This window comes from Streptomyces griseus subsp. griseus (genome assembly GCF_003610995.1).
Classification (GTDB): Bacteria; Actinomycetota; Actinomycetes; order Streptomycetales; family Streptomycetaceae; genus Streptomyces.
Window position 1 is genome coordinate 2,723,272 of sequence record NZ_CP032543.1, and the last position, 13,135, is coordinate 2,736,406.

Genomic DNA, 13,135 nt, shown 5'->3' on the forward strand with positions numbered 1-13,135 from the left:
GTGGGGCCCTTCGCGTACGTGAGTGGCTGGACGGAACCGGCCGGGTCAGACCGTCTCGCTGCTGCTGGCCGCAAGGGACGGGCGGCGGCTCGCGATGACCCGCTTGGCCAGGGAGCGCGGGCTGGTGAGGAAGCCGAAGCCCCAGCACATGTGCATGGTCGCCAGCGCCACCGGGATCTGGGCGCGGGCCTTCAGCGAGAGCCCCTTGCCGGCGGGCAGCGACCCGGCCACGATCGCGGCCACGTAACCGCCGGGAACGACGAGCGCCCACGGGGTGACGGCCGCGCCGAGCACCAGGCCCGCCGCGATGGCGACGACGGCGGTCGGCGGGGCGAGGTAGCGCAGGTTGATGGAGCCGGAGTGGTAGCGGGCGACGACGTGGCGCCAACGGCCGTAGTCCTTGTACTGCTTGGCGAGCGCCTTCACCGTGGGGCGCGGGCGGTACTGGACCTTCAGCTCGGGCGAGAACCAGATCAGCCCGCCGGCCTCGCGGATGCGGAAGTTGAGCTCCCAGTCCTGGGCGCGGATGAACTCGACGTTGTAGCCCTCGGCCTTCTCCAGCGCCTCGCGCCGGAAGACTCCCAGGTAGACCGTCTCGGCGGGGCCCGCCTGGCCGCCGGTGTGGAAGGCCGCGTTGCCGACGCCGATCTTCGAGGTCATCGCGGCGGCGACGGCGTCCTCCCAGGCGTTCTCGCCCTCGGCGTGCATGATGCCGCCGACGTTCTGCGCGCCGGTCTCCTCCAGGAGACGGACGGCGGTCGCGATGTAGTTCGGGGAGAGCATGCCGTGGCCGTCGACGCGTACGACGACGGGGTGGCGGGAGGCCTTGATCGCCGCGTTGAGGGCGGCGGGGGTACGGCCGGTGGGGTTGGGGACCGTGTGGACCCGGGGGTCCTCGGCGACCAGCTCGGCGGCGATCTCGTCCGTGCGGTCGGTCGAGGGGCCGAGCGCGATCACGACCTCCATCTCACCGGCGTACTCCTGCTCCAGGATGTGCCGGACCGAGTTCCTGAGATGGCGTTCCTCGTTGAGCACCGGCATGATCACGGAGACGGCGGGGTACTGCGCGGCAGGCATGTGGTCCTCAGGGGGTCCTCGGGGGCGCCAGGGGTTCCGCACCCCGGAGGCGGCGTTATTCGGCCGCCACGTTACCGCGAATGGGGGACACCGGTGCGCGCGCCGCCCGGTGGTGGGCCGGGGCGGAGATCGTATGGGCCTACCGTGCGATGGTCCCCTTGCACCGCAGAGTGTCTCCGTCACCCGACACACCGCAGAGGTGTCTCCTTCCCCCGTGCACCGCGGAGGTGTCTCCCCCCGTGCCCACCCCCCGTCCACCGCAGCGTCCGCCCCGCCCTCGCGCCACTCCCCCGCGCCGCCGCCCTCCGCAGGGTGTCCGCCCGCCGCGCTCCCGGAAGCAGGACGAACGGCCGCGCTGGGGTATGCGGGTGGCCACCGGGCTCTCGGTGCTGGTGCTGGGCGCGGGTGGCATCGGTCACGCCATGGTGAGCAACCTGGAAGGCGGGATCGGCCGGGTCGACCCGTTCAAGGACATGAAGAACCGCCCCCAGTCCGGGCACGGCACCAATCTGCTGCTCGTGGGCACCGACGGCCGGGACACCATCACCAAGGCGGAGAAGCAGAAGTACAAGCTGGGCGGCGCGCCCTGCCACTGCACCGACACGATCATGCTGGTCCACCTCTCGGCCGACAAGCAGCGGGCGAGCGTCGTGAGCCTGCCCCGGGACAGTTACGCCGAGATCCCCGCGCACACCGACCGCACGACCGGCAAGAAGCACAACAGCCATCCGGTGAAGCTGAACGCCGCCTACGCGGAGGGCGGGCCCACGCTGACCGTGCGGACGGTGGAGCACATGACCGGGGTCAAGGTCGACCACTATCTGGAGGTCGACTTCACCAGCTTCATGAAGACGGTCGACGCGGTGGGCGGGGTGCAGATCTGCACGGCCCGGCCGATGAAGGACTCGTACACCGGACTGGACCTGCCCGCCGGCACCCACCGGCTGGACGGCGGCCGGGCGCTCCAGTACGTACGCTCCCGCCATGTCGACGTGGGCTCCGACCTGGGCCGGATGCAGCGCCAGCAGAAGTTCGTGGCGGCGCTGATCAAGGAGGCGACGAGCAACGGGGTGCTGCTGAACCCGGTGCGCTTCCAGCAGGTCTCCGCCTCCGTGCTGGGCTCGGTCCGGGCCGACGAGGGTTTCGGTACGGAGGAGATGCTGGCGCTCGGCAAGGCGATGAAGGACTTCAGCCCGGCGTCGTCGGAGTTCACCTCCGTGCCCATCGGGAATCCCAGCTTCCCGGTCAAGGGCATCGGCTCCACGGTCCAGTGGGACGCGGCGAAGTCGAAGAAGCTGTTCCAGGCGCTGCGCGAGGACCGGCCGCTCGCCCCGGTGAAGACGAAGCCCGCGGCCGGGGCGCCGAAGAAGGCCCAGGCGACCCTGGTGGACGTGGCGCCGGAGGAGATCCGGGTGCAGGTCTACAACGGCACCCCGAAGGACGGCCTCGGCAAGGACGTGGACGCGGGCCTGCGCGCGACCGGCTTCAACACGACGAACGCCCCGCTCAACGGCAAGCTGCGCGATCTGGCGCGAACGCTGGTGACGTACGACCCCCGCTGGGACCGGTCGGCGAAGTCGCTGGCCAGCGCGTTGCCCGGGAGCGAGCTGAAGGCGGTGAAGGGGCAGGGCGCCACGATGGAGGTGACGGCCGGCTCGGACTTCACGAAGGTGCGGCCGGTGCGGGCGGAGAGCAAGCAGACGGGCGAGTTCGCGACGGTGACGGGCGACGAGGTGGTCTGCCCGTAGGACGTATGGGCGGCGGGCCCGTGAGGCCCGTAACGGCTGCCTGGGCCCGTGGGGTGTCGGGCCCGTGACGGCCGCACGGGGATCTCAGCCCGGGCCCGTAAGGACCGCTCGGACCTGTGAGGCGGCGGGAGCGTGACGGCACTCGGAGGCCTGAGCTCGGGCCCGTAACGGCTGTCTGGGAACCTCAGCCCGGGTCCGTAACGACCGCTCGGGAGCCTCAGCCGTCGAGACGGCCGCTCGGGGACCTCAGTCGTCGATGCCGTCGGCGACGCGCTTCTCGCGCAGCTCCTTGATCGCCCGGCGGCGCGCGAGCCGGTGGGTGCGCCGGATCTGCGCCTCCTGGTAGCGCCGCTTGTCGCGCTCGGTCTCGGGGATCACCGGCGGTACGCGGCGCGGCTTGCCGTCCGCGTCCACGGCGGCGAAGACGAGGTAGGCGCTGCCGACCTGCTGGGCGGGGGTGGACTCGTTCCAGCGCTCGGCCATCACGCGGACGCCCACCTCCATGGAGGAGCGGCCGGTCCAGTTCACCTGGGCGCGTACGTGGACGAGGTCACCCACCCGGACCGGCTCCAGGAACACCATCTCGTCCATCGAGGCGGTCACGGCGGGCCCGCCGGAGTGCCTACCGGCCACGGCGCCCGCCGCGTCGTCCACCAGTTTCATGATCACGCCGCCGTGCACCGTACCCAGGAGGTTGGTGTCGCTGCCGGTCATGATGTGGCTGAGGGTGGTCCGGGACGCGGCGGTGGGCTTGCCCGGAATCTCTTCTTCCGAGCGCTCCGAGCGGGTGGCCTGATCTGTCATACAGTCCACCTTATGCGCGGGCCGTCCACCTTGTGCGCGGGCCCTGATCGCGTGAAATGCATCAGCTTCGCAACAGCCCTGGTGCGATTTCCCTTACACCCTGTAATAGCTGTGGGTCGGGACGGCACACTGTTCGGATGAACGATTGGCCCGATCGACGGACCGGCGACCGCAGCGAGCGCTACGGGCGGGGCAGCGCCAGCCCCCAGCCCGAGGGCGCCCGGGCGATGCCCCACATCCAGCGCCGCCCGGCCCCGCCGCAGAGGCCGACGGTGCCCCCGCAGAGCCAGGGGTACGACGACCGCTACCAGGGCGGACAGCCCGGTTACGACAGCGGCTACAACACCGGCCAGGTCTACGGCGGTGGCGCGGGCGGCGGCCGAGGGGGCGGGCACGGCGGCGGTGACGCGGGTTACGTCCAGGGCCGCCCGGCACCGAACTGGCGCCGCCGGATCAAGCTCGGCGCGCTGACCCTGGTCGTGGTGCTCCTCGTCGGCTCCGTATCGACGTACTTCTGGGCCGACGGCAAGCTGAAGCGCGAGGTCGACCTCTCCAAGGTCATCGAGAGGCCCGGCGAGGGCGAGGGCACGAACTATCTGATCGTCGGCTCCGACAGCCGTGAGGGCATGTCGGCCGAGGAGAAGAAGCGGCTGCGCACCGGTTCCGCCGAGGGCAAGCGCACCGACTCGATGATGATCCTGCACCGGGGTTCCAACGGCCCGACGCTGATCTCGCTGCCCCGCGACTCCCAGGTCGAGATCCCCTCCTTCAAGGGGTCCGAGTCCGGCAAGATGTTCCAGGGCACCGGCCGCCAGGTGAAGCTGAACGCCGCCTACGCCGAGGACGGCCCCGAACTGCTGGTGCGCACGGTCGAGTTCAACACCGGGCTGCGCATCGACCACTACGTCGAGATCGGGTTCGCCGGCTTCGCGCAGATCGTGGACGCGATCGGCGGGGTCGAGCTGGACATCCCGAAGGCGTTCAAGGACAAGAAGTCGGGCGCCGACTTCCAGGCCGGCAAGCAGACGCTGAACGGTGAGCAGTCCCTGGCCTTCGTCCGCACCCGGTACGCGTTCGCGGGCAGCGACCTGGACCGTACGAAGAACCAGCAGAAGTTCCTCGCGGCGCTGGCGAGCCAGACGGCGACCCCGTCCACGATCCTCAACCCGTTCAAGCTCTACCCGACGCTGGGCGCGGGCCTGGACACCCTCATCGTGGACAAGGACATGTCGCTCTGGTCGCTGAGCCAGATGTTCTTCGCCATGAAGGGCGTCACGGGCGGCGAAGGTACGTCGATGAACATGCCGATCTCCGGCAGCTCCGGCGGCAACCTGGTCTGGGACAAGGCGAAGGTGAAGCAGCTCGTGGAGCAGCTGAAGAACGACGAGAAGGTCACGGTCAAGGGCGACTGAGGCCCCTCACAAGGCTGTTGCGAGAGACGTCGGGGAACATCACCTACCGGGCTACGAGCTGCTGTGGGTGATGTTCCCTTCCTCGTCCATGAGGGGATGGATCTGGGAGGGGCCGTAGTCGTCCGTGTCGGACGGCCGCGGCTTCTCCGGGCCGTCGGGCCCGATGCGCATCACGCGCTCCACCCGCACGACCTCGTACCGGCGCCCCCGCACGACGAGTTCGTTGGGCCTGCGGCGCGCCATGAACTTCTTGGCGGCCCGGTCGTGGACCGCCTGCTCCTTCTCGTCCACCATCATCCACGCGGGCAGCTCGGGCATGTCCGGCAGGTCGGGGAGCTGCGGCACGGGCCGGGTGAGGTGGTGGACGAGGGCGCGCCGGGCGCCCTGCGGGGTCGCGTACTGCCCGGACACCATCGACCAGGACAGCTCCTTGCGCTCCACCACCCGGAAGGTCGTCGGGAGGAGCACGACGCCCGGGTGGGTGATCAACGCCCTCTGGGAATCGGCCCGTACGTCGTCGGGGAAGCGGCCGGCGGTGTAGGAGAGCTGGAGCAGCCCGGCCCGGTCGATCCCCTCGGCCAGCCCGACGGCGGCCGCGTGGTCGACCACGAAGTCCTCGGTACGGGAGGGGTCGGGCGCGTCCAGGTCCCAGCTGTCCTCGTCCGGGTCGGTGGCCCGGGGCGGCTCCAGACGCCCGTCACCGATCCGGGCGAACTCGTCGGCCCGCACCACGCGGTAGCGGACCCCGTCCGCCGTCACCTCGTTGACCGGCTCCTTCTCCAGCCGGGCCACGGCCTCCAGCAACGACCGCCGCACGGCCCGGTCCTCGGTGTGGTCCTTCGCCTGGAACCAGAGATGCGAGTTCAGCTCGTCCCGGGCCATCTGCGGGAACCCGGTGTCGAGTTCCCCCAGCAGTCGCCAGCGCGGCCGCTCGCCACGTCCCTGCGCGGCGAGCCCGAACAACGGCCCCCGGACCACGATGTTCGGATACTTCCGCACCGAGGCGAACGCATCCGCCTGGGTGACCTCGAAGACCGGGTCGTCCCGGTGCGTGACGTTGATGGTGAGATGGTCCGGCGACTTCTCCGGGTGATCGCCCATGTACTCAGTGTGCCGAAGGGGGGTGCCGGTGTCAGGGGTTCCGCCACAAAGGGCTGCCGGGTTCGCACCGTCGCGTCGCGGTACGAGATCGCGCGGACCACGGCCGCCGCACCGGCCACCGCGTCATGCGACAGGCCCCTTCGGTTCGAGGTCGGCGAAGTCCTCGTGGAGTGCGTCGAGATGACGGCCGGTCGGTTCGCCCGCCGGATCCAGCTCCGCCAGCCGCCAGCCCGGCAGCTGCTCCTCCACCTCGTCGGGCAACGACCCGTCCGCCGGCTCGGCCAGGGCGTGCAGCACCCCGGACGCGGTCTCCCGGGCCACCTCACGGGCCAGCTCGCCGAGGTCCTCGGGGGCGAGCCCGGCGGCGAGGGCGCGGTCGACGGCCTCGGCGGCCACGCCGTCGGTTCGGTAGGCGGCCACCCACCGGGGTGCCTCCGTGGTCCAGGCGTCGACGTCCTGCCACACCGTCCGCAGGAACCGGTAGCGGGCGAGCTGCGGCAGCCCTTCCTCGGCCTCGGATTCGGCCCAGTCCTCCGCGTCGCCGTCCGCCCCCAGGGCGCGGAAGAGGGCGGTGAGCCTGTCCAGTTCGGTCATGGGGTGGGAGGGTACCGGCTGTGGGTCCGGATGGCTGGGCCTGGCCGGACCGATGAGTTTCGGCGGGGCGCGCGGTCAGCACGCCCGTAAGAGCCGATGCTCGCACCGAGCGCCGTCCGAGAAATCCAGGAGCCCCCGATGCGCCCTCTGATCAGCACCGCCTTCGTCTCCCTCGACGGCGTCATGGAGGCCCCGGGAGGCGAGCCCGGCTACCGGAACTCGGGGTGGACCTTCCAGGACGTGGAGTTCCTCCCGGAGGCGTACGAGATCAAGGGCCGGGAGCAGGAGGAGGCCGGCGCGCTGATGATGGGCCGGACCAGCTACGAGGCGTTCAGCGCGGTGTGGCCGGGGATGGAGGAGTTCGCCCGGTACAAGGTGATGCCGAAGTACGTCGTCTCCACCACGCTCCAGGAGGACGATCTGGTCTCCGGCTGGGGCGACACCACGATCCTGCGGTCAGCCGACGAGGTCGCCGCCCTCAAGAAGACCGAGGGCGGACCGGTCATCGTCCACGGCAGCGCCGCCCTGAACCACAGCCTGTCCGACGCGGGCCTGATCGACCGCTACCACCTGCTGGTCTTCCCGCTGCTGCTGGGCGCCGGCAAGCGGCTGTTCAGCACGAGCGACAAGGACACCCAGAAGCTGAAGCTGGTCGAGTACGAGGCGTACGCGAACGGCATCCAGAAGAACGTGTTCGACGTGGTGCGCTGATGCCCGGGCCGGTGCGCACGTACGGCCCCCGGCATCGCGCGCCGGGGGCCGTCGTTTCGCGAAGAGCCGTGAGAAGCCGTTACGGCAGGTTGCGCGCCATCACGATGCGCTGGACCTGGTTGGTGCCCTCGTAGATCTGGGTGATCTTGGCGTCGCGCATCATGCGCTCCACCGGGTAGTCGCGGGTGTAGCCGTAGCCGCCCAGGAGCTGGACCGCGTCCGTGGTGACCTCCATCGCCACGTCCGAGGCGAAGCACTTGGCCGCCGCGCCGAAGAAGGTCAGGTCGCCGTCGACGCGCTCGGACTTGGCGGCGGCGGAGTAGGTGAGCTGGCGGGCCGCCTCCAGCTTCATCGCCATGTCGGCGAGCATGAACTGGATGCCCTGGAAGTCGGCGATCGGCTTGCCGAACTGCTTGCGCTCCTGGACGTAGCCCTTCGCGTAGTCCAGCGCGCCCTGGGCGATGCCGAGGGCCTGGGCGGCGATGGTGATGCGGGTGTGGTCCAGGGTCTTCATCGCGGTGGCGAAGCCGGTGCCCTCCTCGCCGATCATGCGGTCGGCGGGGATACGGACGTTGTCGAGGTAGACCTCGCACGTCGGCGAGCCCTTGATGCCGAGCTTCTTCTCCGGGGCGCCGAAGGAGACACCCTCGTCGGACTTCTCCACGACGAACGCGGAGATGCCCTTGGAGCGCTTGGTCGGGTCGGTGACCGCCATGACCGTGTAGAACTCGGAGACGCCCGCGTTGGTGATCCAGCGCTTCACCCCGTTGAGGACCCAGAAGTCACCGTCGCGGACGGCCTTGGTCTTCATGCCCGCCGCGTCCGAGCCGGCGTCCGGCTCGGAGAGCGCGTACGAGAACATCGCGTCGCCCTTGGCCAGCGGGCCGAGGTACTTGGCCTTCAGCTCCTCGGAGCCGGAGAGGATCACCGGGAGCGAGCCGAGCTTGTTGACCGCCGGGATCAGGGAGGAGGACGCGCAGGCCCGGGCCACCTCCTCGATCACGATGACCGTGGCGAGCGCGTCGGCCCCGGCCCCGCCGTACTCCTCCGGGACGTGGACGGCGTGCAGGTCCGAGGCGACCAGGGCGTCCAGCGCCTCCTGCGGGAAGCGGGCCTCCTCGTCGACCGCGGCGGCGAAGGGGGCGATCTTCGTCTCGGCGAGCGCGCGGATGGTGTCGCGGAGCATGTCGTGCTCCTCGGCCGGACGGTACAGGTCGAAATCGGTCGAACCCGCCAAGACGCTCACTCCCCAGATGCTAACTACCGTTAAGTAACTCAATTTTAGTGCCGAAGCCCCGGGACGGCATACGTGAGTGCCACGTGAGCTTCGTGACAGGGGTCGGGCAAATGAGGTGGTAAGTGGTGTATCGGGTGGGGAGAGGTGGGGGCAACCGCCGCGACTATGCTCGGTTCGCACGTCCGTCCGTACCTCCCAGGAGCACCCATGGCCCTCAGGATCACTGTGATCGGCACCGGCTATCTCGGCGCCACCCATGCCGCGGCCATGGCAGAGCTGGGGTTCGAGGTCCTCGGACTCGACGTCGTACCGGAGAAGATCCAACTGCTGTCCACCGGGCGCGTGCCGATGTACGAGCCGGGTCTTGAGGAGATGCTCCAGCGGCATGTCGCGGGCATCGAAGGGTCCACCGGACGGCTGCGCTTCACCACCTCCTGGGAGGAGGTCGGGGAGTTCGGGGACGTGCACTTCGTCTGTGTGAACACTCCGCAGAAGCACGGTGAGTACGCCTGTGACATGAGCTTCGTCGACAGCGCCTTCGAGTCGCTCGCCCCCCATCTCACCCGGCCCGCCCTGGTCGTCGGCAAGTCGACCGTCCCCGTCGGCTCCGCCGCCCGCCTCGCCGCCCGCCTCGCGGAGCTGGCCCCGGCGGGCACGGGCGCCGAGCTGGCCTGGAACCCGGAGTTCCTGCGCGAGGGCTTCGCCGTCAACGACACCCTGCACCCGGACCGGATCGTGGTCGGCGTGGAGAGCGAGCGGGCCGAGAAGCTGCTCCGCGAGGTGTACGCCGGGCCGGTCGCGGAGGGGTCCCCCTTCGTGGTGACGGACTTCCCGACCGCCGAGCTGGTGAAGACCTCCGCCAACTCCTTCCTCGCCACCAAGATCTCCTTCATCAACGCCATGGCCGAGGTCTGCGAGGCCGCCGACGGGGACGTCGTGAAGCTCGCCGAGGCCATCGGGCACGACGAGCGCATCGGGAAGAAGTTCCTGCGGGCCGGGATCGGCTTCGGCGGCGGCTGCCTGCCCAAGGACATCCGGGCCTTCATGGCGCGCGCCGGCGAGCTGGGCGCGGACCAGGCGCTCACCTTCCTCCGCGAGGTCGACTCCATCAACATGCGCCGCCGCGGCCACATGGTGGAGCTGGCCCGGGAGGCCGTGGGCGGCGGTTCATTCCTCGGTACGCGGGTGGGCGTCCTGGGCGCCGCGTTCAAGCCGGACTCCGACGACGTACGCGACTCCCCCGCGCTCAATGTCGCCGGGCAGATCCACCTCCAGGGCGGCCAGGTGACCGTCTTCGACCCGAAGGGGATGGAGAACGCCCGTCGGCTGTTCCCGACGCTCGGTTACGCCGACTCCGCGCTGGAGGCCGTGCGCGGGGCGGACGTGGTGCTGCATCTGACGGAGTGGCGGGAGTTCCGCGAGCTGGACCCGGCGGAGCTGGGCGAGGCGGTGTCCCGCCGGATCATCCTGGACGGGCGGAACGCCCTGGACAGCGCGGTGTGGCGCGAGGCCGGCTGGACCTACCGGGCGATGGGGCGGCCGAAGGCCTGAGCGCCCGCCCCATCCACCCGGATGTACCCGCACCCCCCGGCCGGGACGGGGTAGGCGTTGCCCCATGCCGCAACAGGGCGGCGATCATCCGGAGGTACGCGTCATGCCCATCGCCACACTCGGCGCCGTCGTGCTGGACTGCCCCGACCCCGCCGCGCTCGCTCACTTCTACGCCGATCTGATCGGCGGCACCGTCAAGGACGACGGGGGCCGCTGGGTCGACCTCGTGGACGCCCCGGGCACCCCGCTGGCGTTCCAGGCCACCCCGGGCTTCGTACCGCCGCGGTGGCCCCGGCCCGACGGCTCCCAGCAGTTCCACCTGGACCTGACCGTGGAGGATCTCGACGCGGCGGAGCGGGAGGTGCTGGCGCTGGGGGCACGGCCGCTGGACACCAAGGACCGGAAGCGGTCCTTCCGGGTGTACGCCGACCCGGCCGGGCACCCGTTCTGCCTCTGCGCCCGCTGAACCGGGGCGAAAGTGGCCCTCGGCACGTGGTGATCGCGCGTCCCGTGGACAGGCTGCACCCATGGACGACTCCCCCGGCTTGATCACCACCCCCCTCACCGACGACCTCGTACGCGGCGCACTCGACCTGGAGCGCACCGCACGCGGCGGCCTTCTCCCCCACCGGCTGCCCGCCCGCGCCCGGGCCCAGTTCGGCGGTGACGAGCAGGTGGCGCAGGCGGAGACCCAGCCCTCCGGCGTACGGCTGGTGTTCCGCACCCGGGCCACCGCCGTCGAGGTGGACGTCCTGCGCACGGTCGTCGGGTACCGGGGCGTCCCGCCACGCCCGGACGGCGCGTACGACCTCCACGTCGACGGGGAGCCGGCCGGGCGGGCCTCGGCGGGCGGGGGTGACCGGGTGACGGTGGACCTGGGCGACGGGTCTCAGGAGACGGTCCACGGGCCGGTCGGCACCGTCCGGTTCGACGGGCTGGCCGCGCGGGAGAAGACCGTCGAGGTCTGGCTGCCGTACACCGAGACCACCGAGCTGATGGCCCTGCGCACCGATGCTCCCGTCACCCCCGTGGAGCCGGGCGGGCGGCGGGTGTGGCTGCACCACGGCAGTTCGATCAGCCAGGGGTCCGCCGCCGACAGCTCCGCCACCGCCTGGCCCGCCCTGGCCGCCGCCTCGGCAGGTGTGGAGCTGATCAACCTGAGCCTGGGCGGCAGCGCGCTCCTCGATCCGTTCACCGCGCGCGCCCTGCGGGACACCCCGGCCGACCTGATCAGCGTCAAGATCGGCATCAACCTCGTGAACCGGGATCTGATGCGGCTGCGCGCCTTCGGACCGGCCGTGCACGGGTTCCTCGACACCGTCCGCGAGGGGCACCCCACCACGCCCCTGCTGGTGGTCTCGCCCATCCTCTGCCCAGCCCAGGAGACCACCCCCGGACCGGCCGCCCCGGACATCGCGGACGGGCGGGTGGAGTTCGCGGCGTTGGGCGACCCCTCGGAGGCGGCCCTCGGGAAGCTGACGCTTCGGGTCGTACGGGAGGAGCTCGCCCGGATCGTGGCGGAGCGGGCGGACGAGGACCCGCGGCTGTCCTACCTGGACGGCCTCGCCCTGTACGGCGAGGCCGACTTCGCCGAGCTGCCGCTGCCCGACCGGCTCCACCCGGACGCGGCCGCCCACCGGCGCATGGGCGAGCGCTTCGGGACGCACGCCTTCGGGCCGGGGGGACCGTTCGCCACCGCCCGCTAGTGGATCCGCCCGTCCAGCTCCGTGATCGTCGCGTGGGACGGGCCGCGCGTGGCCTGCTCGTCGCGGGCCACGGCTTCCGCGTCGCGCAGCACGCGTACGGCGTTCTGCCAGGTCAGCTTGGCGAGGTCGGCCTCGGACCAGTTGCGGCGGAGCAGCTCGGCGATCAGGTTGGGATAGCCGGAGACGTCCTCCAGGCCGTGCGGGGTGAAGGCCGTGCCGTCGTAGTCGCCGCCGATGCCGATGTGGTCGACGCCGGCAACCTCCCGCATGTGGTCCAGGTGGTCCGCGATGGTCGCCACGGTGGCCTGCGGGCGGGGGTTGACCGCCTCGAAGTCCTCGTGGATGCGCATCGCCTGCGGGGTGGTGTCCAGGTGGTGCAGGCCGTGCTCGCGCATGTTGCGGTCGGCGGCCTGGGTCCAGGCGACGGCCGCGGGCAGCACGAACTTCGGGACGAACGTGGCCATCGCGACCCCGCCGTTGGCCGGGAGCGCCGCCAGCACGTCGTCGGGGATGTTGCGCGGGTGGTCGCAGACGGCGCGGGCCGAGGAGTGCGAGAAGATCACCGGCGCGGTGCTGGTGGCGATCGCGTCGCGCATGACGCCGTCCGCGACGTGCGAGAGGTCGACCAGCATGCCGATGCGGTTCATCTCGCGGACGACCTCGTGGCCGAAGGCGGAGAGGCCGCCGAGGCGGCGCAGGTCGGTGGCGCTGTCGGCCCAGTCGATGTTGTCGTTGTGGGTGAGCGTCATATAGCGGACGCCCAGCTCGTGCAGGGCTCGCAGGGTGCCCAGCGAGTTGTTGATCGAGTGGCCGCCCTCGGCACCCATCAGGGAGGCGATCCGGCCCTCGGCGCGGGCCTTCTCCAGGTCGTCGGCGGTGAGCGCGCGGCGCAGATGGGTCGGGTAGCGGGCGATCAGCTCGGCGACGATGTCGATCTGTTCCAGCGTGGCGCTGACCGCCGCGTCGCCGGTCAGGTCGGTGCGCACGTAGACGGACCAGAACTGGCCGCCGACCCCGCCGGCCCGCAGCCGGGCCAGGTCGGTGTGGAGCCGGCCGCGCTGGTCGGCGGCGATGTCCCGGGCGTCCAGGTCGTAGCCGACCTGCTCGCGCAGGGCCCAGGGGAGGTCGTTGTGGCCGTCGACGACCGGGTGGGCGGCGAGGAGCTCGTGGGCTCGCTGGAGGTGGTCCATCAGC

General features: G+C 71.2%; 12 protein-coding genes. 6 read left to right on the forward strand and 6 right to left on the reverse strand.

What is annotated here, in order from left to right; translation table 11 throughout:
• Positions 1-45 precede the first annotated feature (45 nt).
• Positions 46-1,077: a glycosyltransferase family 2 protein gene (locus D6270_RS12380; protein ID WP_109165358.1), complete on the reverse strand. Its 1,032-nt coding sequence runs from the start codon at positions 1,075-1,077 to the stop codon at positions 46-48.
• 362 nt (positions 1,078-1,439) lie between these two features.
• Here D6270_RS12380 and D6270_RS12385 point away from each other — a divergent pair, with 362 nt between their 5' ends.
• Positions 1,440-2,825 carry an LCP family protein gene (locus D6270_RS12385; protein ID WP_109165357.1) on the forward strand — a complete coding sequence of 462 codons (1,386 nt, stop codon included), beginning with the start codon at positions 1,440-1,442 and terminating at the stop codon, positions 2,823-2,825.
• A 246-nt stretch (positions 2,826-3,071) separates the two neighbouring features.
• Here the strand turns inward: D6270_RS12385 and D6270_RS12390 are convergent, their stop codons facing one another.
• On the reverse strand, positions 3,072-3,629 hold the full coding sequence (locus D6270_RS12390) for an acyl-CoA thioesterase (protein WP_109165356.1): 558 nt from the start codon (positions 3,627-3,629) through the stop codon (positions 3,072-3,074).
• A gap of 137 nt (positions 3,630-3,766) precedes the next feature.
• Between D6270_RS12390 and D6270_RS12395 the strand changes: the two genes are divergently transcribed.
• The gene (locus D6270_RS12395) at positions 3,767-5,041 is read left to right on the forward strand and encodes an LCP family protein (protein ID WP_109165355.1); all 1,275 of its coding nucleotides are present in this window, start codon (positions 3,767-3,769) and stop codon (positions 5,039-5,041) included.
• 51 nt (positions 5,042-5,092) lie between these two features.
• On the opposite strand, the gene D6270_RS12400 is transcribed toward D6270_RS12395, so the two are convergent.
• Positions 5,093-6,142, reverse strand: coding sequence for a DUF5954 family protein (locus D6270_RS12400; RefSeq protein WP_109165354.1), 1,050 nt, complete (start codon positions 6,140-6,142; stop codon positions 5,093-5,095).
• Positions 6,143-6,265: 123 nt separating this feature from the next.
• A complete protein-coding gene (locus tag D6270_RS12405; protein WP_109165353.1) occupies positions 6,266-6,736 on the reverse strand; it encodes a hypothetical protein in 471 nt (156 codons plus the stop codon).
• A 138-nt stretch (positions 6,737-6,874) separates the two neighbouring features.
• On the opposite strand from D6270_RS12405, the gene D6270_RS12410 reads away from it, so the two are divergent.
• Entirely contained in the window at positions 6,875-7,447 is a 573-nt protein-coding gene (locus D6270_RS12410; RefSeq protein WP_162600275.1) for a dihydrofolate reductase family protein, read from the forward strand.
• A gap of 79 nt (positions 7,448-7,526) precedes the next feature.
• Here D6270_RS12410 and D6270_RS12415 read toward each other — a convergent pair whose 3' ends face one another.
• Entirely contained in the window at positions 7,527-8,684 is a 1,158-nt protein-coding gene (locus D6270_RS12415) for an acyl-CoA dehydrogenase (protein WP_109165351.1), read from the reverse strand.
• Positions 8,685-8,891: 207 nt separating this feature from the next.
• Here D6270_RS12415 and D6270_RS12420 point away from each other — a divergent pair, with 207 nt between their 5' ends.
• From D6270_RS12420 to D6270_RS12430, 3 genes are all read left to right on the forward strand, one after another.
• Positions 8,892-10,235 (forward strand): UDP-glucose dehydrogenase family protein, encoded by a 1,344-nt coding sequence (locus D6270_RS12420; RefSeq protein ID WP_109165350.1) that lies wholly within the window; start codon positions 8,892-8,894, stop codon positions 10,233-10,235.
• A gap of 103 nt (positions 10,236-10,338) precedes the next feature.
• Positions 10,339-10,701 (forward strand): VOC family protein, encoded by a 363-nt coding sequence (locus D6270_RS12425; RefSeq protein ID WP_109165349.1) that lies wholly within the window; start codon positions 10,339-10,341, stop codon positions 10,699-10,701.
• A 61-nt stretch (positions 10,702-10,762) separates the two neighbouring features.
• Positions 10,763-11,941: a GDSL-type esterase/lipase family protein gene (locus D6270_RS12430; RefSeq protein ID WP_109165348.1), complete on the forward strand. Its 1,179-nt coding sequence runs from the start codon at positions 10,763-10,765 to the stop codon at positions 11,939-11,941.
• On the opposite strand, the gene D6270_RS12435 is transcribed toward D6270_RS12430, so the two are convergent.
• Positions 11,938-13,131, reverse strand: coding sequence for a dipeptidase (locus tag D6270_RS12435; protein WP_109165347.1), 1,194 nt, complete (start codon positions 13,129-13,131; stop codon positions 11,938-11,940). The two genes, D6270_RS12430 and D6270_RS12435, sit on opposite strands and share 4 nt — an antisense overlap.
• Positions 13,132-13,135: the final 4 nt, after the last annotated feature.

What these genes read in the sequence shown, in the direction of transcription:
- D6270_RS12380 (WP_109165358.1), bottom strand. Translation starts at nt 1,077, where the DNA reads ATGCCTGCCGCGCAGTACCCCGCCGTCTCCGTGATCATGCCGGTGCTC.
- D6270_RS12385 (WP_109165357.1), top strand. Translation starts at nt 1,440, where the DNA reads ATGCGGGTGGCCACCGGGCTCTCGGTGCTGGTGCTGGGCGCGGGTGGC.
- D6270_RS12390 (WP_109165356.1), bottom strand. Translation starts at nt 3,629, where the DNA reads ATGACAGATCAGGCCACCCGCTCGGAGCGCTCGGAAGAAGAGATTCCG.
- D6270_RS12395 (WP_109165355.1), top strand. Translation starts at nt 3,767, where the DNA reads ATGAACGATTGGCCCGATCGACGGACCGGCGACCGCAGCGAGCGCTAC.
- D6270_RS12400 (WP_109165354.1), bottom strand. Translation starts at nt 6,142, where the DNA reads ATGGGCGATCACCCGGAGAAGTCGCCGGACCATCTCACCATCAACGTC.
- D6270_RS12405 (WP_109165353.1), bottom strand. Translation starts at nt 6,736, where the DNA reads ATGACCGAACTGGACAGGCTCACCGCCCTCTTCCGCGCCCTGGGGGCG.
- D6270_RS12410 (WP_162600275.1), top strand. Translation starts at nt 6,875, where the DNA reads ATGCGCCCTCTGATCAGCACCGCCTTCGTCTCCCTCGACGGCGTCATG.
- D6270_RS12420 (WP_109165350.1), top strand. Translation starts at nt 8,892, where the DNA reads ATGGCCCTCAGGATCACTGTGATCGGCACCGGCTATCTCGGCGCCACC.
- D6270_RS12425 (WP_109165349.1), top strand. Translation starts at nt 10,339, where the DNA reads ATGCCCATCGCCACACTCGGCGCCGTCGTGCTGGACTGCCCCGACCCC.
- D6270_RS12430 (WP_109165348.1), top strand. Translation starts at nt 10,763, where the DNA reads ATGGACGACTCCCCCGGCTTGATCACCACCCCCCTCACCGACGACCTC.
- D6270_RS12435 (WP_109165347.1), bottom strand. Translation starts at nt 13,131, where the DNA reads ATGGACCACCTCCAGCGAGCCCACGAGCTCCTCGCCGCCCACCCGGTC.